This window comes from Nocardiopsis alba DSM 43377 (assembly GCF_000341225.1).
Taxonomy (GTDB): Bacteria; Actinomycetota; Actinomycetes; order Streptosporangiales; family Streptosporangiaceae; genus Nocardiopsis; species Nocardiopsis alba.
The window spans coordinates 112,725-139,410 of record NZ_ANAC01000007.1 but is presented as its reverse complement, the minus strand read 5'-3'; the positions used below and the strand labels follow the sequence as shown (position 1 = coordinate 139,410).

Annotated in this window: 19 protein-coding genes; 7 read left to right on the top strand and 12 right to left on the bottom strand. The window is 70.8% G+C overall.

Annotated elements, in window-relative coordinates; genetic code table 11:
- Positions 1 to 15: 15 nt before the first annotated feature.
- The gene (locus D451_RS0105875) at positions 16 to 1,419 is read left to right on the top strand and encodes an MFS transporter (RefSeq protein WP_017533763.1); all 1,404 of its coding nucleotides are present in this window, start codon (positions 16 to 18) and stop codon (positions 1,417 to 1,419) included.
- On the opposite strand, the gene D451_RS0105870 is transcribed toward D451_RS0105875, so the two are convergent.
- The gene (locus tag D451_RS0105870; protein WP_017533762.1) at positions 1,316 to 2,755 is read right to left on the bottom strand and encodes an amidase; all 1,440 of its coding nucleotides are present in this window, start codon (positions 2,753 to 2,755) and stop codon (positions 1,316 to 1,318) included. The two genes, D451_RS0105875 and D451_RS0105870, sit on opposite strands and share 104 nt — an antisense overlap.
- Before the next feature lie 212 nt (positions 2,756 to 2,967).
- Here D451_RS0105870 and D451_RS0105865 point away from each other — a divergent pair, with 212 nt between their 5' ends.
- Both D451_RS0105865 and ilvD read left to right on the top strand, forming a co-directional pair.
- Positions 2,968 to 3,744 carry a nuclease-related domain-containing protein gene (locus D451_RS0105865; protein WP_014911421.1) on the top strand — a complete coding sequence of 259 codons (777 nt, stop codon included), beginning with the start codon at positions 2,968 to 2,970 and terminating at the stop codon, positions 3,742 to 3,744.
- A 210-nt stretch (positions 3,745 to 3,954) separates the two neighbouring features.
- Positions 3,955 to 5,817: a dihydroxy-acid dehydratase gene (gene ilvD / locus D451_RS0105860; protein ID WP_017533761.1), complete on the top strand. Its 1,863-nt coding sequence runs from the start codon at positions 3,955 to 3,957 to the stop codon at positions 5,815 to 5,817.
- Positions 5,818 to 5,888: 71 nt separating this feature from the next.
- On the opposite strand, the gene D451_RS0105855 is transcribed toward ilvD, so the two are convergent.
- Positions 5,889 to 6,095, bottom strand: a complete 207-nt coding sequence (locus D451_RS0105855; RefSeq protein ID WP_014909920.1) for an FmdB family zinc ribbon protein — start codon at positions 6,093 to 6,095, stop codon at positions 5,889 to 5,891.
- A gap of 132 nt (positions 6,096 to 6,227) precedes the next feature.
- Positions 6,228 to 6,728 (bottom strand): HNH endonuclease, encoded by a 501-nt coding sequence (locus D451_RS0105850; protein WP_014909715.1) that lies wholly within the window; start codon positions 6,726 to 6,728, stop codon positions 6,228 to 6,230.
- 378 nt (positions 6,729 to 7,106) lie between these two features.
- On the opposite strand from D451_RS0105850, the gene D451_RS0105845 reads away from it, so the two are divergent.
- A complete protein-coding gene (locus D451_RS0105845; protein WP_017533760.1) occupies positions 7,107 to 9,200 on the top strand; it encodes a prolyl oligopeptidase family serine peptidase in 2,094 nt (697 codons plus the stop codon).
- A gap of 163 nt (positions 9,201 to 9,363) precedes the next feature.
- On the top strand, positions 9,364 to 9,786 hold the full coding sequence (locus D451_RS0105840; RefSeq protein ID WP_017533759.1) for an acyl-CoA thioesterase: 423 nt from the start codon (positions 9,364 to 9,366) through the stop codon (positions 9,784 to 9,786).
- A gap of 16 nt (positions 9,787 to 9,802) precedes the next feature.
- On the opposite strand, the gene D451_RS0105835 is transcribed toward D451_RS0105840, so the two are convergent.
- The 8 genes from D451_RS0105835 to cobT form a co-directional block, all read right to left on the bottom strand.
- Entirely contained in the window at positions 9,803 to 10,351 is a 549-nt protein-coding gene (locus tag D451_RS0105835) for a globin (protein ID WP_017533758.1), read from the bottom strand.
- 131 nt (positions 10,352 to 10,482) lie between these two features.
- A complete protein-coding gene (ettA, locus tag D451_RS0105830; protein WP_014911447.1) occupies positions 10,483 to 12,147 on the bottom strand; it encodes an energy-dependent translational throttle protein EttA in 1,665 nt (554 codons plus the stop codon).
- Positions 12,148 to 12,247: 100 nt separating this feature from the next.
- The gene (locus tag D451_RS0105825; RefSeq protein WP_036567815.1) at positions 12,248 to 13,393 is read right to left on the bottom strand and encodes a DUF4192 domain-containing protein; all 1,146 of its coding nucleotides are present in this window, start codon (positions 13,391 to 13,393) and stop codon (positions 12,248 to 12,250) included.
- Between the two features lie 87 nt (positions 13,394 to 13,480).
- Complete coding sequence (locus tag D451_RS0105820; RefSeq protein ID WP_017533756.1) at positions 13,481 to 14,833, bottom strand: GGDEF domain-containing protein; 1,353 nt, start codon at positions 14,831 to 14,833, stop codon at positions 13,481 to 13,483.
- Between the two features lie 418 nt (positions 14,834 to 15,251).
- The gene (locus D451_RS0105815; protein WP_017533755.1) at positions 15,252 to 17,897 is read right to left on the bottom strand and encodes a YfjP family GTPase; all 2,646 of its coding nucleotides are present in this window, start codon (positions 17,895 to 17,897) and stop codon (positions 15,252 to 15,254) included.
- Positions 17,894 to 19,777, bottom strand: a complete 1,884-nt coding sequence (locus D451_RS0105810) for a dynamin family protein (protein ID WP_017533754.1) — start codon at positions 19,775 to 19,777, stop codon at positions 17,894 to 17,896. The genes D451_RS0105815 and D451_RS0105810 overlap by 4 nt, the downstream gene beginning before the upstream one ends.
- A 73-nt stretch (positions 19,778 to 19,850) precedes the next feature.
- Positions 19,851 to 21,131 (bottom strand): uroporphyrinogen-III C-methyltransferase, encoded by a 1,281-nt coding sequence (gene cobA / locus D451_RS0105805; protein ID WP_014909720.1) that lies wholly within the window; start codon positions 21,129 to 21,131, stop codon positions 19,851 to 19,853.
- 266 nt (positions 21,132 to 21,397) lie between these two features.
- On the bottom strand, positions 21,398 to 23,806 hold the full coding sequence (cobT, locus tag D451_RS0105800; protein ID WP_014911059.1) for a nicotinate-nucleotide--dimethylbenzimidazole phosphoribosyltransferase: 2,409 nt from the start codon (positions 23,804 to 23,806) through the stop codon (positions 21,398 to 21,400).
- Positions 23,807 to 24,298: 492 nt separating this feature from the next.
- Here cobT and D451_RS0105795 point away from each other — a divergent pair, with 492 nt between their 5' ends.
- Together D451_RS0105795 and D451_RS0105790 are read left to right on the top strand one after the other, a co-directional pair.
- Positions 24,299 to 25,417 carry a peptidoglycan recognition protein family protein gene (locus D451_RS0105795; protein ID WP_017533752.1) on the top strand — a complete coding sequence of 373 codons (1,119 nt, stop codon included), beginning with the start codon at positions 24,299 to 24,301 and terminating at the stop codon, positions 25,415 to 25,417.
- A 168-nt stretch (positions 25,418 to 25,585) separates the two neighbouring features.
- Complete coding sequence (locus D451_RS0105790) at positions 25,586 to 26,173, top strand: GNAT family N-acetyltransferase (protein WP_014911715.1); 588 nt, start codon at positions 25,586 to 25,588, stop codon at positions 26,171 to 26,173.
- 24 nt (positions 26,174 to 26,197) lie between these two features.
- Here D451_RS0105790 and D451_RS0105785 read toward each other — a convergent pair whose 3' ends face one another.
- Positions 26,198 to 26,485, bottom strand: a complete 288-nt coding sequence (locus tag D451_RS0105785; protein ID WP_014912338.1) for a DUF6504 family protein — start codon at positions 26,483 to 26,485, stop codon at positions 26,198 to 26,200.
- Positions 26,486 to 26,686 lie beyond the last annotated feature (201 nt).

Sequence of the window (26,686 nt, the reverse complement as noted above, 5' to 3'; positions counted from 1 at the left end):
TGCATAATCGAAAGCGTGCTCGCCAACTACCGGCGCCTTTTCGCCGTGCCCCACGTCACGTCCCTTCTCGTGTGGTCCCTGACCGCCAGGTTCTACACGCCGGGACTGATGATCGCGGTCACCTTCCTGGTGGAGGGTTGGACCGGTTCCTACACCCTCGCCGGTCTGGTCGCGGGCGCCTTCACCCTGGGGATCGCGCTGGTGGGACCGTTGCGCGGACGGATGGCCGACCGCGGCGGCTCCGACCGGCTGGTGCTGGTGTGCGGTGTGGTGTTCACCCTGGGCCTGTTCGCCCTGGCCCTGTTGCCCGCCTCGCTGTGGTGGCTTTCATTGCCGTTGGCCCTCGGAACAGGGCTGTTCGGCACTCCCGCCAACCAGATCGTGCGTGCCCTGTGGCCACGCCTGACACGAGGCCCCGAACGCCAGGCCATCTACGCGGCCGAGGCCACCACCCAGGAGCTCCTGTTCGTCTTCGCCCCGGTCCTGACCGCCGCCGTGGTCGCCATGGCCGGTCCCCGCCAGGCCCTGCTGATGCTGGGTGTGCTGGGGCTGTTGGGCGCGGTGGGGTTCGCCTGGGCGTTGCGCCGTGCCGGGGTGACCGGACCCGCGCCGGTCGAGGAGGCCCTGGAGGGAGAGGTCGCGGAGAAGGGCGACAAGGGCCCTCGCGGGAGCCTGCTGTTCCATCCCGCCCTGTGTCTGCTGTTCGCGATGTGCCTGCTGATCATCTCCGGTGTGGTCGGGATGGACCTGGTCATCGTGGCCTGGGCCAACGAGCTCGGCGCGCCCCAGTACGTGATGGTCCTGGCCTCGGTCTGGGCCCTGGGTTCGCTGGTGGGCGGTGCGGTCTCCGGCATGTTGAAGGGGGCCCCTCGGCTCACTCTGCGGGCGTTCGCCGCCGCGCTGGGCATGGCGGTCCTCATCCCCTTCGTCCCGCCGATCTCCCACCTGCCCACCCCGCTGCTGATCACCCCGCTGCTGTTCGTCTCGGGGCTGGCCCTGGCCCCGACCCTGGCCGCCATGATGGGAAGGCTCGGCGATACCGCCCCCTCCCACCGTCGCGCGGAGGCGTTCGGCTGGATGTCCACCGCCATGAGCACCGGGGCCGCGGTCGCCGGCCCGCTCACCGGAGCCCTCGTGGACACCAACGGCATCGCGGGAGGGACGGTGGGCGCGGCCTCACTGGTCCTCCTCGCCGCGGTGCTCACCCTCTTCCTCCCCCGCACGGGGGCCTCCACCGCCCCTCCCGCGGACGTTCCGGAAGAGCCGGCGTCCGACGGGACGGCCGTCCCCCTCGCGACGGACGGAGGCGATCGGATCAGTCCGTCCAGCCCTCGGGGACACGGTGGGCCCACGGTCGGGCCCGTTCCAACTGAGCGGACAGGGACAACAGCGTCCCCTCCCCGCCCATCCTCCCCGTGAACATCGAACCGATCGGCAGGCCGTCCTCGGTGTGGTGCAGCGGGACGCTCACCGACGGCTGCCCGGACACGTTGTAGACCGAGGTGAAGGGCGAGAACCAGGTCATCAGCCGGAACTCCGTCTCGGGGCCGTCCCCGGTGAAGTGGCCGACGGGGACCGGGGGCGACGCCAGCGTGGGACTGAGGACCACGTCGTAGACCTCATGGGCCGTGAGCATGGAGCGCGCCCCTCGTTGCAGGCGGCCCCAGGCCGCGACCAGGTCGGGGGCGGCGGTGGAGCGGGCGCGCTCGCGCAGCCACCGGTTGATGGCGGTGAGCTCGCCCTCTCGGGCCGGGTCCACGGGGATGGTCGAGGCGACGGCCTCCCACAGGTACTGGAAGTCACGGGCGTAGGAGCCGCCGAAGTGGGCGTCGGTGGGGGTCTCGATCTCCTCCACCTCGTGCCCCAGGTCGGTCAGGATCCTCAGGGTCCTTTCGTGCGCGGCGAGGACCTCGGCGTGGACGGGGATCCCCGCCGTCCCGGTGTCGGCGTAGTGCCCGATCCGCAGCCGTCCCGGTTCGCGGAGGACGTGGTCGGCGAAGCTCGTACCGGGGGCCGTCGGCGGGGCCGGGTAGACGTCTCCGGGGGCACTGTCCGCCATGACGTCCAGGAGCAGGGCCGCGTCCAGGACGGAGCGGGTCAGGGGCCCCGAGGTGGAGAGTCCGAACAGCTCGGCCCGGTCGGCTCCGGTGGAGATCCTGCCTCGGGTGGGCTTGAGGCCGAACAGTCCGCAGACGGAGGCCGGGATCCTGATGGAGCCCCCGCCGTCGCTCGCGTGGGCGACGGGCGCGAGTCCGGCCGCCACCGCGGCCGCGGCCCCTCCGCTGGAGCCGCCGGGCGAGAGCCGTGTGTCCCAGGGGTTGCGCGTGGGCGGGGCGACGTCGTTCTCGGTGTAGCAGGTCGACCCGAATTCGGGGGTGTTGGTCTTTCCGAGGAGGACCGCCCCCGCTTCGCGCAGTCGACCGACGACGGCGGAGTCGTTCGGGGCGACGAGATCGGCGTGGAGTCGTGAGCCGAAGGTGACACGGGCGCCCGCGAGGGGATCCAGGTCCTTGATCGGCAGAGGGATCCCGAGAAGCGGGGGGAGTTCCTCCGGCGTGTCGCGAACGATCCGGTTTCGGGCATTACGGGCCTGTTCCAGGGCACTTTTCTCAAGGACCGAAATATAGGCACCGTAACGGTCGTCGAGACGGTGAATCCGGTCCAGATAGTGCTCAGTGATCTCAACAGGCGACAGTTCACCACTGCGGATCGACGCCGCGAGCCGATGAAGGGGAAGGTCGTGAATCCGTGTCATGCCGATCGAGATTAACGGGGTAGGGCAACGGGCACCACGGCGAATGAGGTAGGTCTTCTCTAGAGAGACAGAGAAAAGGAAATCCTTCCCCGCCCGAGGTATCCGAACACATGGAGGACCACGAGTACCAGGGAGGGAAAGTGTGAGATCCAATGCACTAGGACTCGCTTATGGATGGAACTACCCTGTCCGACGTGGAATCGGCAACCAGAGTGAACAGTCGTAGCCCATCGTCCGGCGGTTCGGATCCCGACCCGCCCGAAGCCCTCTTCTTCCCCAACCAGCGCAAGGAATCCAGCACCAAGGCCCTCTACGGTGCCCTCAAGGCCAACGACGCCATGCGTCGGTGGATCATCCGGAGCACCGTGGCCGCCCTGGTCGCGGGCGGCTGCGGCATGCTCACCGGCGACTGGCGGGTCGGAGTCACCCTCGGACTGATCACACTGGTCTCGGTCATGGTGTGGAGCTCGCGCAGGGAATCGGAGATCCCGCGCTGGCGTAAGCCCTCGGCGGCACAGCGTCGCACCGAGGCCCAGCTCAAGGTCATGAAACAGCTCGGCTACCGGGTCCTGCACGCTCGCGCCGTGCCCGGCGGCAACGGTCAGATCGACCACTTCATCGTCGGTCGACGCGGCGCCTTCGCGATCGACTCCGAATCCTGGGACAAGCGCCTGCCCCTGCGCAACAAGCTGGAGAAGCTCTACCACGGGCGGTTCAGCAAGAACGAGAGGATCGACGAGGCCCTGGAGGAGGCCAAGCGGGCCGAGGAGCTCATCAGCGAGGAACTCGGCCGTGACATCAAGGTCCGGGCCTCTCTGGCCATCTACGGGCCCGGCATGCCCTGGGACAGCCACCGGCTGCGGGGCGTGGACATCATCACCGGGACCAAGGTCCGCAAGTGGCTGCGCACCGGCCGCGACCGGCTCAGTGAGACCGAGATCGAGGAGATCTATCAGGCCGCGAAGAAGGCTCTGCCACCCCGTTACTGACCCCGACCCCCTGTCCGCCCTCGGGCCCGGAGCCCCCGTACCACGGAGCCTCCGGGCCCGACGCATGTCCGCTCACCCCAGGGCGAACCAGGGCGAACATCCCCCGATGTCTCATAATACGGAACAGCCGTCTCCCCGATCGAGACCGAAGCTGTCCGCGAGGGGGGCTACCATCGTGGGGAAACACCTGTAACGAGGGGAGCCCAACCCATGCCGGCCCTACGCTCACGCACGGTCACCCACGGCAGGAACATGGCAGGCGCACGCGCCCTCATGCGCGCCACCGGTGTAGAGCGTGAGGACTTCGGCAAGCCCATCGTGGCCGTGGCCAACAGCTTCACCGAGTTCGTCCCCGGTCACGTGCACCTGCGCGAGGTCGCCGCGGTCGTCGCCGACGCCATCCGCGAGGCGGGCGGGGTCCCCCGCGAGTTCAACTCCATCGCCGTCGACGACGGCATCGCCATGGGCCACGGCGGCATGCTGTACTCGCTGCCCAGCCGCGAGCTCATCGCCGACTCCGTCGAGTACATGGTCAACGCCCACTGCGCCGACGCCCTGGTGTGCGTGTCCAACTGCGACAAGATCACCCCGGGCATGCTGCTCGCCGCGATGCGGCTGAACATCCCCACCGTGTTCGTCTCCGGCGGCCCGATGGAGGCCGGCAAGGTCACCGTCGTGAACGGCACCGCCACCACGGTCCGCAAGCTCGACCTGATCAACCCCATGATCGCCGCCGCCGACGAGAGCGTCTCCCAGGCCGAGCTGGACGAGATGGAGGAGAACGCCTGTCCGACCTGCGGTTCCTGCTCGGGCATGTTCACCGCCAACTCGATGAACTGCCTCACCGAGGCGATGGGCCTGGCCCTGCCCGGCAACGGCACCGTCCTGGCCACCCACACCGCCCGCCGGGCCCTGTACGAGGACGCCGGTCGCCTGGTCGTGAAGGCCGCCAAGCGTTACTACGAGGACGACGACGCCTCGGTGCTGCCCCTGTCCATCGCCACCCCCGCCGCCTTCGGCAACGCGATGGCCCTGGACGTGGCGATGGGCGGTTCCACCAACACGATCCTGCACCTGCTGGCCACGGCCACCGAGGCCGGTGTGGACTTCGGGCTGCCCGAGATCGACGAGATCTCGCGCCGGGTCCCCTGCCTGTGCAAGGTCGCGCCGAACACCGAGAAGTACCACATCGAGGACGTCCACCGGGCCGGCGGCATCCCCGCCATCCTGGGCGAACTGGCCCGAGGCGGTCTGCTCGACACCTCACTGCCCACCGTTCACGGCGAGACCATCGGCGAGGTGCTCGACCGCTGGGACATCGTCTCGGAGACGGTGAGCGAGGAGGCCCTGGAGCTCTTCCACGCCGCCCCCGGAGGCCGCCGCACCACCAAGGCCTACTCGCAGAGCGTCCGCTGGGACACGCTGGACACCGACCGCGAGAAGGGCTGTATCCGCTCCGTGGAGCACGCCTACACCAAGGACGGCGGGCTGGCCGTGCTGTTCGGCAACCTCGCCCCGGACGGCGCGATCGTCAAGACCGCCGGCGTGGAGGAGGAACTGTGGACCTTCTCCGGCCCCGCCAAGGTCTTCGAATCCCAGGAGGACGCGGTCGACGGCATCCTCAACAAGCGGATCGTCCCCGGTGACGTGGTCGTCATCCGCTACGAGGGCCCCAAGGGCGGCCCCGGTATGCAGGAGATGCTGTACCCGACGAGCTTCCTGAAGGGACGCGGTCTGGGCAAGGCCTGCGCGCTCATCACCGACGGCCGCTTCTCCGGCGGCACCTCGGGGTTGTCCATCGGGCACGCCTCCCCGGAGGCCGCGGCCGGGGGCGACATCGCCCTGGTCGAGGACGGCGACGTCATCGAGATCGACATCCCGAACCGGGGCATCGTGCTGCGGGTCCCCGAGGACGAGCTGGACACCCGACGCGAGCGTCTGCTCAAGGAGCTGGGCCGGTTCCGGCCGCGCGACCGCGAGCGTCCGGTGACCGCCGCGCTGCGCGCCTACGCCGCGATGGCCACCTCGGCCTCCACCGGCGCGGCCCGCGACATCTCCCAGATCGAGCGCTGACCGACCCGGGGCCCACGCCCGAGGGACGTGGGCCCGAGGACCCGACGTGGTCCCACCGGACCGTGGTCGGTTCAGGAACAGCAGCCGCCCCCGCAGCACCCGCCACCGGTGGGGGCGGCGGGGGCGGACGCGCGTCCGCCCACCGCGACGGTGGACAGCAGGCGCACCGTGTCGTCGTGCCCTCGCGGGCAGTCCGCCGGGGCGTCGGAGTCGGCCATGGGCCGGGAGAGCTCGAAGGTCTCGCCGCACTCGCGGCAGCGGAAATCGTATCTGGGCATGGGCTCAGGATAGATCCGCGCTCGAGGTCCCCGGCAGGGCGACGCCCCCGGAGCCGGGCCGGGGAAGGGCTCCGTCTCCGAGGGCGTTCACGGGACCGGGTGGGACGCGTGCCCCCGACCCCGCGGGCCGCCTCAGGCGGCCAGATGCGCCATGTACGGCTCCCACTGGGGGTCGCCGTGCAGGTCACCGTTGATCAACCGCCAGTGGGGTCCCTTGGGCACCTTGGGGGTGATGTGCAGTTCCCAGCCGATCTCGTCCAGGAACTTGTCCGCCTTGCGGTGGTTGCAGGGCTTGCAGGCCGCCACGACGTTCTCCCACACGTGGGCACCGCCCCTGCTTCGAGGGATGACGTGGTCGATCGTCTCGGCCTTCTTACCGCAGTAACCGCAGGTGTGCCTGTCTCTGCGCATGAGCGCCACTCGGGTGAGGGGCACCCTGCGGCTGTACGGAACACTGATGTAGCGCCTGAGCCGGATCACCGACGGCACGTCGTAGGAGCGGGTGGCCGAATGCAGCATCGCCCCCGTGCCGTCCTCGTGGACGACCTCCGCCTTCTCCCGCAGAACGAGCAGGATCGCTCTGCGTAGCGGAAGCGTCGTCAATGGTTCGAAGCTGGCGTTGAGCAGCAGCACGTGGCGGCGGGCGGTGCCTGGACCACCCTCCCGGCTGCGTCGGGCGCTCATCGCGTCACCCCGACGGTCGTCGTCGACCGCCGTGTCTCCTTCCCGGTCGGCCGTTCGGCCGCCCGGGAAACCTCCCTGTGCACCGGTTCGAAGACCGATGTCTCCTTACGCCTTGCCACACGGACCTCCCGGTGGTTCCCGCCGAGTTGCGTCCCGCATTCAGTTTGCTGGGTGGAACCGTCCCGGCGCCACCCCAATTTACGTCGGGCGTCCAGAAAACCGCTCGTTGTCGCTTTCTGGAACCCATTGTGCGGCCGAGAAGCCGGGTTTCACGTTGCCGCCGCGCCGAACACACACGGTGAGATATGGGTGGATAGGGTGCGAAGTATGAGCGAACTCCGCTATCCCCCGGCCCAACGGCTGGACATCCAAGAGAACCTGCACGGCCACATGGTCCGGGACCCCTACCGATGGTTGGAGGAGGCCGACTCCCCCGACACCAAGGAATGGTCCGACGCCCAGGACGACCTGTACCACCGACTCGGCTCCGAACACGTCGCCCGCGATCCCTTCGCCGAACGGCTCCGCTCACTCATGGGTGCCGGGAACGTGGGGGTGCCGGTATGGCGGGGCGAGCGCCGCTTCAGCACCCGTCTCGGCCCCGGCCAGGAGCACTCCGTACTGTCCGTCCAAGACGGCGACGGCCCCGAGCGCACCCTGATCGACCCCGGGGTCCTGGACCCGAGCGGAACGACCACCCTGGACTCCTGGAGCCCCTCCCCCGACGGCCGTCTGCTGGCCTACCAGCTCTCCGAGGGAGGCGACGAGGAGTCCCTCCTGCGCCTCATGGACGTGGACTCGGGGGAGCTCGTCGACACCCCCATCGACCGCACCCGGTACAGCCCGGTGGCCTGGCTACCGGACGGCTCGGCCTTCTACTACGTGCGCCGGCTGTCCACCGACCTGGTCCCCGAAGGCGAGGAGAGCTACCACCGCCGCGTCTACCTGCACCGGTTGGGAACCCCCGCCGAGGAGGACGCGATCGTCTTCGGCGAGGGCCGGGACAAGACCGAGTACTACGGCCTGTCCATCAGCACGGACGGCCGTTGGCTGGTGCTGTCCTCGGCCAAGGGCACCTCCGCCGCCATCGACCTCTGGGTCGCCGACCTGCACGAGGGCCCTCTGGAGAGCCCCCGCCTGGTCACCGTTCAGGAGGGCGTCGACGCCGACACCGGCGCCCGGGTCGGCCGCGACGGTCGCCTGTACCTGCTCACCGACCGCGACGCCCCGCGCGGACGTCTGTGCGTGGTCGACCCGGCCTCACCCGGGTACGAGAACTGGACCACCCTGATCCACGAGGACGAGGAGGCGGTGCTCCAGGGACACGCCCTCCTCGACGGCGAGGAGCTCGACTCCCCCGTGCTGCTCGCGGTCTGGAGCCGGCACGCGATCAGCGAGATCACCCGCCACGATCCGGCCTCCGGAGAGCTCCTGGGCACCCTGCCCATGCCCGGGTTGGGGAGTCTGGCCGGTCTGACCGCCCGCCCCGAGGGCGGCCACGAGGCGTGGTTCGGCTACACCGACAACACCCACCCCTCCTCGGTCTACCGCTACGACGCCCGCGCCGACACGGTGGAGCGTTGGGCCCAGGCCCCCGGCGAGGTCGACCTGCCCGAGGTCCGCACCGAGCAGGTGTCCTTCACCTCCAAGGACGGCACCACGGTCCGGATGCTGGTCGTCTCCCCGGTCGCTCCGGCGGACGGCCCCCGGCCGACCATCCTGTACGGCTACGGCGGCTTCCAGATCCCGATGACCCCCTCCTACTCCGCGACGATCCTGTCCTGGGTCGAGGCCGGCGGCGTCTACGCCGTGGCCAACCTGCGGGGCGGCCTGGAGGAGGGCGAGCAGTGGCACCGCGACGGCATGCTCGGGAAGAAGCAGAACGTGTTCGACGACTGCGCGGCGGCCGCCGAACACCTGATCTCCTCGGGTGTCACCGACACCGACCACCTGGCGATCATGGGCGGCAGCAACGGCGGCCTGCTCGTGGGCACCATGGTCACCCAGCGACCGGACCTGTTCGCCGCCGCCGTGTGCTCGGCCCCCCTGCTGGACATGGTGCGCTACGAGAGGTTCGGGCTCGGACAGCTGTGGAGCGTGGAGTACGGCAGCGCCGACGTGCCCGAGGAGCTGGGCTGGTTGCTGGGCTACTCCCCGTACCACAACGTGCGTGAGGGCACCCGCTACCCGGCCGTCCTCTTCACCGTGTTCGACAACGACACGCGTGTGGACCCGCTGCACGCGCGCAAGCTGTGCGCGGCCCTCCAGCACGCCACCTCGTCGTCGATCGAGGAGAGCCCGGTGCTGCTGCGCAGGGAGGGAGAGGTGGGGCACAGCTCCCGTTCGGTGAGCCGCAGCGTGGAACTGAGCGCCGACCAGCTCGCCTTCCTCGCCCACCACCTGGGACTCTCGGTCGGCTGACCATCGACGCGGGCTCCGGGTGGGAGAGCAAGGACACAGGACCACCCGGGGCCCCGTCCGGTCCTCTTTGGAACAATGAGGGGTCGTGCCCCGACGTTCCCCGCCGGGCGCACCCGAGCGCAGGAGCCCCTCCGGGGGTGACCCGAGGGAGAGGACCCGCAACGTGACCCCGACCGAGACCACCGCCGAGACCAAGCGGTACGTGCACCACGCGCAGGTGCGCTACGCCGACCTGGACCCCCAGCAGCACGTCAACAACGTGCGGATGCTCACCTACCTGGAGGACGCCCGGGTCTCGTTCCTCAACCTGGGCTCGGTGGCGCGGGGCGATGGCTTCGGGGCCATGGTGGTGGCCCGCCAGGAGGCCGACTACGTCGCCCCGCTGCTGCCCCGGACCGACCCGGTGCGGGTCGAACTGTGGGTGACACAGGTGCGCAACGCCAGCTGCACCCTGGCCTACGAGATCCTCGACGACGAGCGCGTGTACCTGAAGGCCTCGACCGTCCTGGTCGGTTTCGACGTGGCGACGCAGAGCGCCCGGCGTCTGAACGACACCGAGCGCGCCCTGCTCGCCGAGTACTCCTGAGCGGAACCGCCCCGGCTCAACGCTTCAGTGAGATGGTGATGGCCTCGCCGTCGTCGTCGCCGTCGTCCGAGCCGCCCGCGCGCACACCGCCGTCGGGTCCGACCGTCACCGAGGTCGGCTCGGCCACCTCCGGAGGCGTGGCCTCCTCCGGGACGTTGACCATGCTGTGCGCGGCCATGACCATGTACTCCCAGAGACGGCGCTCCAGGCTCTGGGGCAGCTCCAGGGAGTCCACCGCGGCGCGCATGTGCTCCAGCCACAGGTCGCGCTCGACGGCACCGATGCGGAAGGGGAAGTGCCGCATCCGCAGACGCGGGTGGCCGCGCAGCTCGTTGTAGGTGCGCGGCCCTCCCCAGTACTGGATGAGGAACAGCCGGAGCCGTTCCTCGGCGGGGCCGAGGTCCTCCTCCGGATACATGGGTCGCAACACGGGGTCTTCGGCCACACGCTCGTAGAAACGGCGTACCAGGCGGGTGAAGGTCTCCTCCCCGCCCACGGCCTCGTAGAAGGTCGTCCGCACGGGCTCGTCGCCCGCGCTCTGGTGGTCATCACGCGCGGAAGTCATCGCCCCCAGGGTATGCGACGTCCCCCGTTCCGTCAGGTCGAGCCCTCCGGAGGGAATAGATCGACCATCGGGCACGAAAGGGCCCCGCCCTCCGAGGCCGGAGGGCGGGGCCGAACACGAGCGTTCCGCGTCTAGTCGCGGGTGAGCTTGCGGTGGGTGACCGCGTGCGGACGCGCGGCGTCCGGGCCCAGGCGCTCGACCTTGTTCTTCTCGTAGGCCTCGAAGTTGCCCTCGAACCAGAACCAGTTGGCGCCACCCTCCCAGGCGAGGATGTGCGTGGCGACGCGGTCCAGGAACCAGCGGTCGTGGGAGGTGATCACGGCGCAGCCCGGGAAGTCCAGGATGGCGTTCTCCAGCGACCCGAGGGTCTCCACGTCCAGGTCGTTGGTGGGCTCGTCCAGGAGCAGCAGGTTGCCGCCCTGCTTGAGCGTGAGCGCCAGGTTGACGCGGTTGCGCTCACCACCGGAGAGCACCCCGGAGGACTTCTGCTGGTCCGAACCCTTGAAGCCGAAGGCGGCGACGTAGGCGCGGCTCGGGATCTCGACCTTGCCGACCTCGATGAAGCTCTCGCCGTCGGAGATGGTCTCCCAGACGTTCTTGGTGTCGTCGATACGACCCCGGTACTGGTCGACGTAGGAGATCTGGACGGTGTCACCGACGTTGATGGTGCCCTCGTCGGGGGTTTCCTCGCCCACGATCATCTTGAACAGCGTGGTCTTACCGACACCGTTGGGGCCGATGATACCGACGATGCCGTTGGGCGGCAGCGAGAAGCTGAGGTTCTCGATGAGCACCCGGTCGTCGAAGCCCTTGGTGAGGTTCTTGACCTCGACCACGGTGTTGCCCAGACGCGGACCCGGCGGGATCTGGATCTCCTCGAAGTCCAGCTTGCGGGTCTTGTCGGCCTCGGCGGCCATCTCCTCGTAGCGCTGGAGACGGGACTTGCTCTTGGTCTGACGGGCCTTGGCGTTGGAGCGGACCCACTCCAACTCCTCCTTGAGACGCTTGGCCTTCTTGGCGTCCTTCTGCCCTTCGACCTTCAGGCGGGCCTGCTTGGTCTCCAGGTAGGTGCTGTAGTTGCCCTCGTAGGGGTAGAACTGTCCCCGGTCCAGCTCCAGGATCCAGGTCGCCACGTGGTCCAGGAAGTACCTGTCGTGGGTGATGGCGATGATGGTGCCGGGGTACTTGGCCAGGTGCTGTTCCAACCAGTTCACGCTCTCGGCGTCCAGGTGGTTGGTGGGCTCGTCGAGCAGCAGCAGGTCGGGGGCCTCCAGCAGGATCTTGCAGAGGGCGACCCGGCGCTTCTCACCACCGGAGAGCTGGGTGACGTCGGCGTCCCCGGGCGGGCAGCGCAGAGCGTCCATCGCCTGCTCGAGCTGGCTGTCCAGGTCCCAGGCGTTGCGGTGGTCGAGCTGCTCCTGGAGCTTGCCCATCTCCTCGAGAAGATCGTCGGAGTAGTCCGTCGCCATCTTCTCGGCGATCTCGTTGAAGCGGTCCAGCATCGCCTTGGTCTCGGCGACGCCGTCCTGCACGTTCTCCAGGACGGTCTTGGTCTCGTCGAGGTGCGGCTCCTGGGCGAGCAGGCCCACCGTGAACCCCGGCATGAGTCGCGCCTCGCCGTTGGACGGCTGCTCGATGCCGGCCATGATCTTCAGCAGCGTCGACTTACCCGAACCGTTGGGTCCCACGACACCGATCTTGGCTCCGGGCAGGAACGAACCCGAAACGTTGTCCAGGACGACCTTGTCGCCATGCGCCTTGCGCACGTTTTGCATGGTGTAGATGTACTCCGGCATGCCTCCAGCCTAGGGCGTCGGGAGATGTGCCGGGGCCACGAGTTCCGTGCGGCCTCCCCCGCCCCACAGGGGTTCGCGACCCCTCCTGTCCGATTCATCCCTATGGGCGCCCTTCCGGTGGGTCGTCGGGTTCGGGTTCCCGCTCCAAGGTCGCCCGTGTCAGGCCCTCGGCTCCCCCGTGTTCGGCCACGTATCCGGCCCAACGGTCGGCGGGCAACCCCCAACTCAAGGCCCGTTCCATCAGCACCGCCATCGCGTACCCGGGGGCGGCCTCGGTGGCGACCCGCAGGGCGGCCCTGGCCAGAGGTTCGTCGTCCAGCTGCCAGGCCGCGACCGCGAGCAGGGCCGCCGGGGCGGCCCGATGGCGTTCGGGGACGTGGCGGGCGACCCTGGACCACAACCCGAGGTGGAGCCGGGCCGTCTCCGGGGTGATCCCGGCCCAGACCGCGTCCCGAGCCCGGAGATCGAGCAGATGGACCCCGAGCGCCGCCAGGGCGCCGGGGTCGGTGACACGCCCCTCCCGCTCCCTCCGGACCGCCCTGAGCACCGAGGGGACACGGCCCGCGGCCCGGGGGTCCTCGCGCCGCGCGCGTTCCTCCTCGGCCGCGGCGGCCCGTTCCGCCGTCGCGCGGGGCGTGCCCTCGACCGGTTCGAGCAGGGCCCGGATCCGGGCGTCCCGTACCGGTTCCCCGGGTTCCGGGCCCGGGAGGGGGATCGGTGCGGGTCGAGGGGCGAGGGGGTGCCCTTCCTCCGGGCAGCAGTCGGCTCCTCGGCACAGGTAGGAGAGGTAACGACCGTCGGTGATCCGCAGCGCCTCCGGCACCGCCAGGCCCGCCGTCCCGGCCGCCACGAGCAGCGAGGTCACGTGGGGGTCCACCCGTTCCGCCGGGCCGAAGGCGATCACCAGGATCGAGTCGGCCGAGGAGCGCAGGGCGATCTCCACCGCGCTCGAACCGCCGTGTTCGGTCGCCGAGGTCCGCTCCAGGTGGTCGAGGGGGCCGTACAGCACCCCGAGGACCTCGTGCCGGTCCAGGACCAGGGTGACGACCGCGTCGACGAGCGGTCGGCGGACCAGGCGGGGCAGGATCGCCAGGAGGTCGTTCGCGTCGTTCAGCCGCAGTGGGGGGCCGAGGGTCGGCGGTCGAGGGCCGGGGCCGGCGCCCCCTCCGTCGAAGGCGGCGGGGCCGTCGGTGGGTCGGAGAAGGTCGTCGGGGTCCGGGGAGGGTTCGTACCGATCACGAGGCATGTACTCACGTTCGGTCACCGGGCGGTGACGGCGCAAGCACGGGTGTCGGAGCCTGTGGACAACCCGCGCGCCTCCCCGACCCACCGCTCAGAGTTGATCGGCCGAACCGCCGGCCCGGTGGGTCTCCCCCTCCCGGGGGCCGGGGATCTTCCCGCTCACCTCGGGCCGCCCCGCGGGCAGGCAGACCCGGTCGCGGCCGGTCTCCTTGGCCCGGTAGAGCGCGAGGTCGGCCGCGGTGAGCAGCTCGACGAGATCGTCGCCGTGGTCGCCGACCACCGCCAAACCGATCGAGATGGTGATCGACACGGGGACGTCGTCCACCGCGATCTCCATCCGGCCGACCTGGGAGCGCAGTCGTTCCGCCGCCTGCCATGCCTCGGTGGTGTCCGCGCCCGGCAGCAGGACCACGAACTCCTCGCCCCCGAAGCGACCGAGCAGGTCGGACTGGCGCAACTGCTGGGAGATGGTGGTGGCCACCCCCAGCAGGACCTGGTCGCCGAAGAGGTGCCCGTAGTTGTCGTTGACCCGTTTGAAGTGGTCGATGTCGACGATGAGCACGGCGGCCTGACCGGACGAGGAACGCGCGCGAGCGATCTGCGCCGCCGCCTCCTGTTCCCAGGTGGGGGCGTTGAGGAGCCCGGTCTTGGGGTCGGTACGGGCGGCGGTCTGCAACTGCTGGTAGACGAGGCTGCGCTGGAGCAGGAGCACCGGGGGAACGGCGATCACCAGCAGGAACAGGGAGAGCTGCGCGAGGATGGCGACGGTGACGCCGACACATAATTCGACGGAGTCCACCAGGAGCGCCTCACGGTCCCACATGCTCGGCGTACTGCCGGCCCCGGTGCTGAGCCGGGCCGCGAAGAAGACCAGGAGGGTGTTGAGCAGCGTGAAGACGGCGCAGCAGGCCAGGGCCAGGAAGACGCCGTTGACGGTGGTCAGGGTCTCGTGCGCGGAGGAGGTGCCGCCGATCCCGGCGATCGGTCCGTTCTGCCCGCTGTTCCAGAGCACCGAGGCCAGGAACCCGGAGACGCCGACCGAGGCGGCGTTGAAGACCCTGCGGTGCAGGAGCGCCCGCCTGCTCCTGCGTTGCAGGATGAGGAAGACGGGCGCGGGGATCAGGAGCGAGTACAGCGGCGGCAGCAGGAGCATCGCCGGTAGCCACCAGGCGCCCAGCAGGTCGCGGCTCACGCCTTCGGGGATCCCGATGCGCCGGATCGCCTCCACGCACACCACGGCGCACAGTGTGAGGGCGACGAAGAGCGTGAGGTCGTAGGCGGTGAACACCGTCTGCGCGGCGGCCACCCCGAACAGGAACAACGCGACGAACACCAGTAGGACCAGGTAGACGACCAGCCCCGGAGGCTGTCGGAAGACCGGCCAGGACCGCCAGACCCCCGGCGGGCTCCCCTCGGGCGCCATCGGCTTCTCCGAGATACTCACCGTTCCGTCCTCCCCCCTCGTTCCGCCCTCTGCCCTTCGGCCTCTGGGACTCTGATGTGCCCACCGCCTCTCACGGTTCTCCCTTCGACGAACCGGATTCGCCCCACGTTCCCCCGCGATACCGTTCGGTCACCGGAACCGGCGAACAACCCCCCTGGTCGGCGCCTCGGCAAGCACACCCTCCCCACTTTACATTACTTTGGGTAATAACTTAATCGCCGATTGTATGTGACTCGTGGGTTGGGGACACGGTAGCCCTCACCCTGTGTCCCAAGGGAGTTGACAAGAGTCACGATTTGCCTTCTACCAGCCTGAATTCGCTCCAATACATACGAACGGGGACGAATCGCCCTTAGACGATCCGCCCCCGATCACCCGTCGTCCCCGAAACATCACCCTCGGACGACGGTTTCGATCCTCACTCCTCGTGCGCCCCGTGCCGTCGGCCGGCCCGCCGATCCCGAGGCACCGCCGCCTCGTAGGCCTCCCGGAAGGCGCGATAGCGCTCCAGTTCCTCCTCCATCGGGGCCACGACCCGCTGCGCGGCGATCTCCCGGACCCGCTCCAAAGCGGTCCGTTCGACCTCCTCACGGCGCTGGACCGCGGCCACCTCGACGAGGTTCCCGCAGCCCACGCCGGTCAGCCATCCCACCACCAGGCCGGCCGCCACCACGGCGCCCGAGTAGGCGATGAAGAGCGGATCGTCGAACATCCGCAGTCCGGTGATGCCACCGCCGATCAGACTCACCGACGACACCAGGGCCCAGAGAAGGCCGATACCGGCCACCGTCAGCAGCGCGTACTGCACCGCCCGGGCCGGACGCCACCATGAGGGGCTGCGATCCGGGTCGCCGACCGCGCCGGAGACCGCCTCGCCCAGCTCCGCCGACAGCTCGGACAGCCCCGAACGGGCCGCCGCGCGCATCCTCCGACGCCAGAGCGAGGGCATCTCCCGCGAGATCTCGTCCGCCGCCTCGCCCAGGGCCGTCTCCAATTCGGCCTCGTGGGCGTCGACCGGGCCGCCGACGCCGGGCTCGGCCCGACGCAGGAAGTCCAGCTGGACGGCGGCCAGCGGGTCCTTGCGCAGGCTGGAGGCCCGCCGCGCCACCGGCCAACCGACCCGACGTTTGCCACGACGGACCTCGTTGGTCTCGACCACGTCGGCCACCGCCGCCACACCCGCGGCGTCGGCGAGCCCCTCCTGGACCCGGGAACGCACCCGCTCGGAGACGGTCCGGGGGATCTCCCCCGTCCCCCGGAACTCCTCGAACGGCTCGACGACCTGGTCCAGGTCGGCGACCAGACGGTCCACGAGGGCGCGTCGCTCTCCGACCGTCTCCCCCAGGAACCCGCGCAGTTCGTCGATGCCCTGACCGGTGAGGGTCGAGGTGGTGATCACCCGAGGGTGCACCCCCGACTCCGTCTCCAGGAGACGGCGCAGGTCCGTGAGCAGCTCCTCCAGCTCCTCGGGTTCGACCTTGTCCACCTGGTTGAGGACCGCGACGGTGACCGCGCCGTGCCCGGCCATCTTGGCCAGGTAACGGTGGTGGACGGCCGCGTCGGCGTACTTCTGCGGGTCCAACACCCACACGAGCAGGTCCACCGAACCGATCAGCCGATCGGCCTCGGCCGTGTGCACGCTGCGCACCGAGTCGTGGTCGGGCAGGTCGAGCAGGACCAGGCCGGTCAGCGCCGAGTCGCCCGTGTCCAGGACGCTGGTGCGCGAGTGTCGGTAGCGGGTGGGCACGCCCAACCAGCTCAGCAGGGCGTCGGCGCCCTCGTGTCCCCACACACAGGCGTGCGCCTTGGAGGTGGTGGGTCGGGTGACCCCGATCTGGGAGAGCTCCAGTCCGCACAACGCGTTGAACAGGGAGGACTTACCGCTCCCGGTGCCACCGGCCAGGGCCACGACCGTGTGTTCGGCGGACAGGCGCAGACGCGCCCCCGCGTGGTCGAGGAGCTGTCCGGCCCGGCCCGTCGCCTCCTCGGGCAGGTCGTCCCCGCCCAGTTCGACGAGGGTGCTCAGGGCCTCCAGCCGCCCGATGAGCTCCGAGCGGGTGGTGGCCCCGGCCGTGCTGGGACGGTCGTGGTCGGTGAAGCGGTACTCCTCCTCGACCGCCTCGGTCCTCTCGGTCGCCTCCTCCTCGGCGGGGCGCTCGGGGACCGTGGTGTCGGGTCCGATGGCGCGGAAGGCGCCCGAGACCGCGGAGGGGCCGGGGACCCTGCGGGGCAGGGGCTCGGGCTTGTCCGACCCCTCCACCGCCTCGGTCTCCTCCGGGACGCGGTCCTCTTCGGACGACCCCTCGGTGTCCTCGCCCTCCTCCTTCTCGCTCTCGTCCCCGTCGTCCTCGTCGTTCTGCGGGTCGGGGACCCAGGTGGCCTGGGAACGGGGGTCGCCCGCTCCGGGCGCGGGACGAGCGCCTCGACGATCGGGGCCCTGATCGGCCGCGGTCTCTTCGGGTTCGGCCTCGGCCTCGGAGGGTTCGGTTTCCGGGGCGATCTCGGACTCGGGCCGGATCGCCGGGAAGGCCCCCGTGTGACGGCCCGCGATACGCGCGTCGTCGGCGGCCTCGGTGAGGCTGCCGACCCAGCCCGCGAGGTTCTCGGGGTCGTCGTGGTCGCCCTCGACCGGGGCGCGCCGCGCCTCTCCGGTCAGGCGGGCGTGCCGCCCGGAACGACGCCGGCCCTCGCCTCTCGTCTCCTCGGGCTCGGCCTTCGAGGCGGCGGGTCCACGACGCGTCTCCGTGCCGCTCTGGAGGGCTCCGTGCGCCGCGCCGGCTCCGGAGGGGTCCGGGTATCCGGTGATCCCGTCGTACGCGGGCTGGTCGTCGACGCCCCTGATCCGCTCCTCGGCGTGCTCGGGATGTTCGGGGACCGGCATGGTGTAGCCACGCCAGGGGCCGCTCTGCTGCTCACGCACGCGGGGCGCGGTGGGTTCGGGCGCGGGGTCGTCGACCCACGGCCCGGGACCCGCCGTACTCTCGCGTTCGGTGTCCTCACCGGTGGGGCGAGGTTCCCCGCCACCGGTGTCCCCCGCCTGCGCGGGGTTCCATTGAGTCGTCATCGTGCAATCTCAAGGTTGTACGTGGCCTGGTAGAGCTGGACGGCGCTGTCGTCGGACGGGATGTCCGCGCCGGACAGGGCGGTGTCGAAGGGGACCCGCTCGTACGCGAGCAGGCCGAGGACACGTCGACGCAGGTTCTCCCGCGCCGATCCGCCGATACTGCGCAGTGACTGCGCGCCGAACAAGCCCTTGAGCAGGCGTTGTGGGGAGGGGCCGGAGGACTCGGCCGCGTGGGCTCCGCCTCCGGAACGGGTCTGTTCGTAGCCGAGCAGGTCGATGATCATGACCAGGGCGACGACGTCGTGGTCGAAGGAGACGAAACGGGCCACCGAGCGTTTGGTGGCGCCGTCCGCGGCGGTCAGCTCGGCGATCTCGCGCTGCCACTCGCCGATCTCCTGGCGCATCTGGCGGGCGAGGTCCATCCCGCCGGGGTTGGCCAGGGCCTTCTCGACCAGGGCGTCGCCCCCGGGCACCTTGCGCCACCGCTGTTCGACCCGCTCGGCGGCGCGTTCCGCGGCGGAGACCACAAGGGCCTCCAGGGAGTCGCGCACGGCGTCCTCCAGGGCACCGACCCGACGACCGCGTTCGGCCTGTTCGGAACGGCCCTTGCGAGAGCGCTTGCCCCGAGGACGCATGCTCTTGGCGAGGTCGCCTCCGGCGGTGACCTCCTGCCAGCGGGCCAGCAGGGAGCCGCGCAGGAGCGACCCGTCGCCCAGGGAGGTGTCGATACGGTCCTGGGCGTCGGAGTAGGCGTCGTCGACGACGGCCCCCAGGGCGTGGCCCGTCTCGATCTGCCGTTCCACCTGGCGGGCCAGTTCGGGGACACGGGTGCGGAAGCTGTCGATGACACCGATGAAGGTGCGACGGGACACCCGGTCGCGCTGTTCGGCCTCGCCCGCCACGTCCGCGAGGTACTCGCGAATGTGGTCGGCGACGTTGGAGGTGAAGCGCTCTCCCCGGATCTGGTCGGTCTCGGGGATCGCGAACCTGGCGGCGTGGCCGAGACCGTTGGCCTCCAGCATCGCGCCGAAGTGGTCGAGGAGACGACGACGCCCCCTGCGCGGCACCCGGGAGAGCACCACGGCCATGGAGGTGTCCCGGTCCCGGGCCACCTGGAGGAACTCCCACACCCGGGCGTCGGCGTAACGGCCGCTGGTGGTGACGAACACCCACAGGTCGGCGGCGTCCAGGAACTTGGCCGCGAACTCGTGGTGGGCGGAGACGGCGGAGTCGACGTCGGGGGTGTCCAGCAGGGCCACGCCCTGAGGCATCGCCTCGGTCGCGGCCAGGACCAGCATGCCGTCCTTGCCGGGCATGGCCAGACCCTGCTGGCGCACACGAGGCAGGGAGGGGATGAAGGAGGCCTCGCTGAACCAGTCCACGTCGGCCGGGTTACAGGCCAGCACGGGGCTGTTGGTGGTGGGGCGGCGCACGCCTGTGGTGGTCACCTGCTCACCGACCAGGCTGTTGACCAGCGTGGACTTGCCGGCACCGGTGGAACCGGCCACGGCGATGAGCAGGGGGATGTCGGGGCGTCGTACCCGGGGCAGGACGTAGTCGGAGAGCTGGGCCAGGACGTCCGCCTTCAGGGCCCGTCCCTCTTCGGCCCCGTCCAGACCGTCGGCGAACTCCAGGTCCAGGACCTGCTTGCGCAGAGTCTCCAGAACCTGTTCGAAACGGCTGTCCTCGCCGGTGGGGGCACGGTGTTTGGCCTGCCCGGAGGGTAGAGGGACGGTGGGTCCTCGACGTTCTCCGTCGAGGTCGTCGGCCGCGGGGCCGAGGCCCGGGCCGGTCTGGTCTGAGGTGGCGTCCGGTCCGGCTTCGAACCGGTCCGGGGCATCGGATTCCGAGGTGTCCGATGCTGCCGACGGCCGGGTCATGATCGGTATGCCCTCCTCATCGGTGCTGAGATCCCCTCGTCGGCGCGGCGAACGCGCGCCTGGATCGAAGGTGTCACGGAAGATCGCGCCCGGTCGCCAGTCGCTCCGGCTCGTACTGGGCACCCGTGTGCAGTATGTCAAGATCCCGAGCCGTTTTGACCACTTCTCCGATGATCACCACGGCGGGGGGCCGCACGCCGGCCGATCGGACCGTTGCGGCGATGTCCGCCAGCGTACCCGTCACCGTTCGCTGTCCCGGCAGGGTCGCCTCCTGGACCACCGCGACGGGGGTGTCCTCCGACCGACCGTGCGCGATCAGCGCCTCGGTGACGGCCTCGATCCGTTCCACCCCCATGAGGGCGACGACCGTACCGTGGGCCCGGGCCAGCCCGGCCCAGTCGACGGTGGAACGCGGGTCGTCGGGGGCCACGTGCGCGGAGACGATGTGGATGTCCTGGGCGACGCCCCTGTGGGTGGCGGGCACCCCGGCGGCGGCGGGGGCGGCCAGGGCGCTGGTCACCCCGGGCACCACGGTGACCGGGATCCCCGCAGCGGCGCAGGCGGCGGCCTCCTCTCCCCCTCGTCCGAAGAGGAAGGAGTCCCCGCCCTTGAGACGGACGACGAAGAGGCCCCGGCCCGCACGTTCGACGAGCACCTCGTTGATGGCCTCCTGCGGCATGGAACGGCCGTAGGGGATCTTGGCGGCGTCCACGATCTCCACATCGGAGGGCAGTCCGTCCAGGAGCGAGGTGGGCGCCAGACGGTCGACCACCACCACGTCGGCCTGGGCGAGCAACTGCCGCCCCCTGACGGTGATGAGGCCCGGGTCGCCGGGGCCGCCGCCGACCAGCGCGACCCCGCGCAGGCGCTCTCGGCCGCGGCGGGCGTCCAGGGTGCCGTCGGCGAGGCCCTCGGTGATGGCGTCGCGCAGGCCCGCCGCGCGCCGCGGGTCGCCCGAGGCCAGGACACCGACGGTGATGCCGTTGGCGGAGCCTCCCGCCGGTGTCCACGCGGAGGAGGTGTGCCGATCGTCGGCGCGCACGCACCAGACCCGGGCGCCTTCGGCCTCCTCGGACACCTCGGCGTTGATCTCCGGGTCGTCGGTGGCGGCGTGCACCAGCCAGAAGGCGGGAGCCTCGGGCCCCGAGACGTCCCCCGCCCGCCAGGCACGGCGGAGCCAGGTGATCCGCCCGGCGGCGGCCAGATCCTCCAGGGCCGGGGAGACCTCGGGGGATATGAGGGTGATCCGGGCCCCCGCCTCCAGGAGGACGGGGACACGGCGCTGGGCGACCCTGCCCCCGCCGACGACAAGCACGTCACGGTCCCGCATGCGCAGGCCCAGGAGATAGGTCACGGATCGCACCCCTCATGGTCGTCCGTGCCGGCCCCCGACGTCGGCGGCGGGGTGCGCGCGCGGGGCCCTGCCTCGGCGCGCCGCCGGCGATGTTCGGCGATTGGTTCAAATTACCTTGCCGAAACGGTGTCACGTGGAGGTCAAGGAGCGGGCACGGGAGAGGTGATTCACACCGTGCCCGTCCTCACGTCCGGGCGTCTCACGCGCCCGGTCCGGGCCGCCGGAGGCCGTTCCCGTCGGGGTCGGGTTCCGGCGGCCCTTCGGCCTCACGGGGCGGTGGAGACCCCGGCGGTGTCGAAGGTGGCGACGTCGCGCAGGGCGCGTGCGGCCGCCTGCAACAGCGGCAACGCCAGCAGGGCGCCCGAGCCCTCGCCCAGACGCATCTCCAGGTCGATCAGAGGACGCAACCCCAGGTGTTCGAGCACGGCGTCGTGCCCGGGCTCTGTGGAACGGTGCCCGGCGAAGCAGGCGGCCATGGACTCCGGGGAGATCGCCGCCGCAGCGGCCGCGGCGGAGCCGGCGATCACCCCGTCCAGCAACACCGGGACGCGCAGGGCGGCGCCGCCCAGGATGAAGCCGGTCAGGGCCGCGTGCTCCAGACCACCGAGGGAGGCCAGGACGCCGATCGGGTCGTCGAGGTCCGGCGGGTCGACCGTCAACGCCTGGCGGACCACCTCGACCTTGCGTCCGTAGGTGGCGTCGTCCACCCCCGTTCCGCGACCGGTGACCAGAGCCGGGTCGGCCCCGGTGAAGGCACAGATCAGCGCGGCGGACGGGGTGGTGTTGGCGATGCCCATGTCACCGGTGAGCAGGCAGCGCGCGCCCGACGAGACCAGGTCGCGGGCGACCTCGATACCGGTCTCCAGAGCGTGGAGCGCCTGTTCCCGGGACATGGCCGGTCCGCGGGCGAGGTCGGCGGTGCCCCGCGCCACCTTGCGGGACAGCAGGCCCGGTCGAGGGGCGAGGTCCTCGATGACGCCGACGTCCACCACTGTCACCTCGGCCCCCACCTGGGCGGCGAAGGCGTTGACCACGGCTCCCCCGTCGAGGAAGTTACGGACCATCTGCGCGGTGACCTCCTGCGGCCAAGGCGTCACACCTTGGGCGTGCACGCCGTGGTCACCGGCGAAGACGGCGACGGCCGCGGGTTCGGGGATCGGCGGAGGGGACTGTCCGGCCAGCCCGGCGAGCCGGATCGACACCTCCTCCAGGACCCCCAGGGAGCCCGGGGGCTTGGTCATACGGGCCTGCCGGTCGCGGGCCTCCTCCACGGCGCGGTGGTCGAGCGCTCCGATGGCGGTGATGGTCTCCTCCAGGAGGGTCGTGGGCTCCTGACCGGGCAGACCTCGACGACCGTAACGGTCACGGTGCACCACCCACGCCAAGGGGCGTCCCCGGGTCCGTCCGTCGTCCTCGGTGTCGGTCGTCGGTGATTCCTCAACGTAGCCGACGCAGAGGTAGGCGACGACCTCCAGGTGGGAGGGGAGGTCGAGGGCGTCGGCGACCTCTCGTTCGTCGACGAGCGAGACCCAACCGACGCCGAGCCCCTCGGTGCGGGCCGCCAGCCACAGGTTCTCGACCGCGAGCGCAGCGGAGTAGGAGGCGGGTTTGGAGTGCCGCCCCGGTGTACGACCGCCCCGGGTGGGGTCGACCGTCACCGCGATGTTGGTCGGACTCTGGGCGATGGCCTCGACCTTGAGGCCGGAGAGGGCGTGGGCCCGGGTGTCGGGGTGGGCGTCGTCGTAGGTGGCGCGCTCGCGCTCGGCGAGGTCGCGCACCCGGGCGCGCAGCTCCGGGTCGTCGATGACCAGGAAGTCCCAGGGCTGGGTGTGGCCGACCCCGGGCGCCTGGTGGGCGGCCTCCAGGACACGGGTGAGCACGTCGGCCGGGACGGGGTCGGGGCGAAAGCCCGCGTGGACGTCACGGCGTTCGCGTATGGCGCGGTAGACGGCGGCGCGTTCGGTCTCGTCGAAGTCCCTTTCGGAGGCGCGCGGAACGTCGTCGGAGGGGCTCCGGGGCGTCTCGGGGCTCGGTCGGGGGCGGTCCGCTTCGACGGCCTCGTCACTTCGGGGGCTCCCCTGGTGCGGCGGTTCCGGAAGAGGGTCGAGCGTCTCGTGCGCGCGCTCGACACCGTCCCGGACCGTCGGCCGGACCGACATCGGCGGTTCGTCCACCTGACCGTGGTCCGTGCTCGCCCCCGTGTCCCACTGCGGGCGGGGAGGTGTGGAACGGGGAGGCTGGGCGCCGCCCCGGAAGGGGATGACGTTGGGCCGCAGCTCCTCGGCCCGCTCCTCGGCGGCCGGAACGCGGCGCCCCTCCATCGACGGACGCGATGCCGGTTCGGTCCGGGGGGTCGTCGTGCCCGACGGGTGGCCGGCCGTTTCACCGTGGTCGTGTTCCGGGTGCCTGGAGACGTGCTGTTCCGGGCGGCTCTCCTCGTACATCGTGTGCCGTTCGGGGCGGACGGGGTTCATGGGCGCCCCCTGGGGTTCCTGGAGGACCCGATGGGAGGGGTCTCCCATCGCGTCCCGTCCCCGGGGCCCCTGACCGGTTCCAGGGAGACCCTCGAACAGGCCGCCCAGAGCCGGGCCGAGGCCGGGGGCGGTGCGTCCGCCCATCCATTTCGGCCCCTCGTACTCCCGGTGACGCGCGTCCTCGCGGTCGTGGTCGGTCATATCGCTCCCCGCAGCAGAAGTCCGTGGGCTGCCCGGTCTCATCCGGTCCGGTAGGGGTTCGGACCGACGTCGTCCCCGGTGTCCGCACCGTTCGCACAGGTCCCCCGACCCTGGGCAGCCTGCCCCCGCAGAGCGCAGGGGCCTCAGGTCATCACCAACTCTGCCAGAGACCACCCCCGTACGTGGTGGCCTTCGGGGTTCCGCATACCCCCTGGTACCGAGGACCGATAAGGCCGGAGGGGGCACGACCCGACCGTGATATCGGCGGCCCGCGCCCCTCTTCGAACACCTCTCAGTCAGCGGTCTCCCGTTCTTCGAGGCTTTTCGGTCGGGCCGAACACGCGTCGCAGTGGGTCCGACACCCGGGGTTATCGTGTCGCAAGTCACATGCCTGTGGCAGGCTGTTCCGGTGCCGAGCCGCGTCTATCCACAGCACGCGCTTCACGCCCCTCTCATGGGGCACTCTCATCCCCTAGAACAGATCGGACACGCATGCGCAGGCGTACCTTCCTGACCAGCGCCACGGCGGTGGCGGGCCTGAGTTCCCTCGCCCCCTCGCTGTTCACCTCGGCGGCCTCGGCGGAGACCACCGACGGACTGAAGGCACCCCGGGTGCTCGCGGAGCGGGCCACCGCCACAGGAGAACTCGTCCGCCCCGAACGGCGCTTCGACCTCATCGCCGTCGCACGGCCTCCCGAGGCCGTCTCCTCCGAGACCGCCGTACGCTTCGAAGGCCCCGACGGCCTCGGCCCTTGGCGGGAACTGGACTTCCACACCGAGGGCCCCGACCACCACGAGCCGGTCGCCACCGCGATGGCGCTCGCCCCCGAGGGCGCCACCGGCTACCAGGTCCGCGGTGCGGACGGCGCCGAGCTCACCGCCCTGAACACCCGTGACGGTGAGGAACTGAACCTCGGCGGCCCCGAGCGGGTCGCCCTGTCGGCGGAGGACGAGGGGATCCGATCCTTCTCCGGCCCCACCGTCCTGCGCATGCGCAGCCGCGCGGGCTGGGGCGCCGACGAGTCCCTGCGCTTCGATGAGGACGGCACCGACCTGTGGCCGGCCGTCTTCCACCGGACCCAGGCCCTGACCGTGCACCACACCGCGTGGGAGACCACGGACGACCACGCGGCCGACATGCGGGCCGTGTACCGATACCACGCGGCCGACCTGGGCTGGGGCGACATCGGCTACCACCTGCTCATCGACCCCGAGGGCACGATCTACGAAGGACGGCACTCGGGCGAGGACGGCATGCCCGTCTTCTCCGGTCCGCCCCTGCCCGGTCTGGCCCGTTCGGTGACCGCGGGTCACGCGGTCGGGTTCAACCACGGGAACGTCGGTGTGTGCCTGCTCGGCGACTTCACCGACGGCCTGCCCACTCAGGCCGCTCAGGACTCGCTGGTCTCTCTGCTCCGCCTGCTGTGCGCGCTGACCGGGATCGATCCGGGCCGGGACATCGAGTACGTGAACCCGGACACCGGGGTGGTGACCCCGCAGGAGGCGGTCGCCCGCCACCGGGACTGGCTGGACACCGCCTGCCCCGGCGACGCCTTCTCCGAGGTCTTCGACACCCTGATCCGAGAGCGGGTGGCCCGAGGCCTGCTCTGATCCCGTACGCGTTCGGCCCGGCGCCCTCCGTCGGGCCGAACGCGCCCTCGACGGGCGGCCCGATCGGCCGCCCCGCCCTTGCGCGTCTCCCGGAACGAACACATAGGGTGATCGGACCCCGCGCCGTCCATAACCCGTGTACCTGGAGAAAGAGGGACGAGAGCCACCATGACCAGCGCCCGGAGCACGCCGATCATGCCCGCGGTCATCCTCGAGACCGAACGGCTGCGACTGCGATCCGCGCTCGAAAGCGACATCGATGACGTGTACGCCTCCTGCACCGACCCCGGGCTCCAGCGATGGATCCCGATCCCCGCTCCGGGAGAGCCCTACACCCGCGAGTCGGCCGAACACTTCTGCCTGACTCTGGCCCCGTCCATCCGCACCTCCGGGGACGGCCAGCACTGGGCGATCCTGGAGCGCGAGAGCGGGCGTTTCATCGGTTCGATGTCCCTCCTGCGCACGGAGTGGCCCGCGATGGTCACCGAGATCGGCTACTGGATCTCCCCCTGGGGCCGTGGAAGGGGCTACGCCACCGAGGCGACCGTGGCCGTCTCCCGCTGGGCCCTCGGCCAGGGGTTCCAACGGATCGAGATCAAGGCCGCCACCGGCAACACCGCCTCCCGCCGGGTGGCCGAGGCCGCCGGTTTCGTCGCCGAGGGCGTCGAACGCAACGCGATGCCCCTGCACGAGGGACGCGCCGACCTGGCCGTGTACAGCCTCGTCCCCTCCGACGTACGGCCCGAGGCCGACTGAGGCACCCCGGCACGAGCGTCCGGGTCAGCCCCAGACCCGGGCCAGGGTCCACTCCCGCGTGATGGTGTCGTGCCGCAGTTCGTACACCCCCTGGGAGTAGGCGGACCCCGCCTCCACCCTCCAGTGCCGACATTCGGGCGCCCAGGAGCCTTCGCCCGGCTTTCGTAGCGAACTCAGGGTCACCCAGTGGTCGAGGATCCTGCGGATCCCGTAGACCCTTCCGTTCCAGACGAACCTGGCCGGACGCCCCTCGTCCTCCACGACGGTGACGTCCGCCCCGTAGTACCGCCCCACGACGACTCCCCCCGGCATCGACCGACCTCCAACGACGTCCGATGGTGCTGAGTCGAGGGCACACCACCAGGTGCCCACCCGTGGGGAAGTACGGCCGGGCATTCGAACAAGCATTCGAATACTAGCGAAGGAGGCTCCGGTCCGGAACCGTTTCCGCTCAGGAGACGTCCCCACCTGTGACACCATCGCCGGAACCCGGCGTTCCCGCCTTCGAAGGTG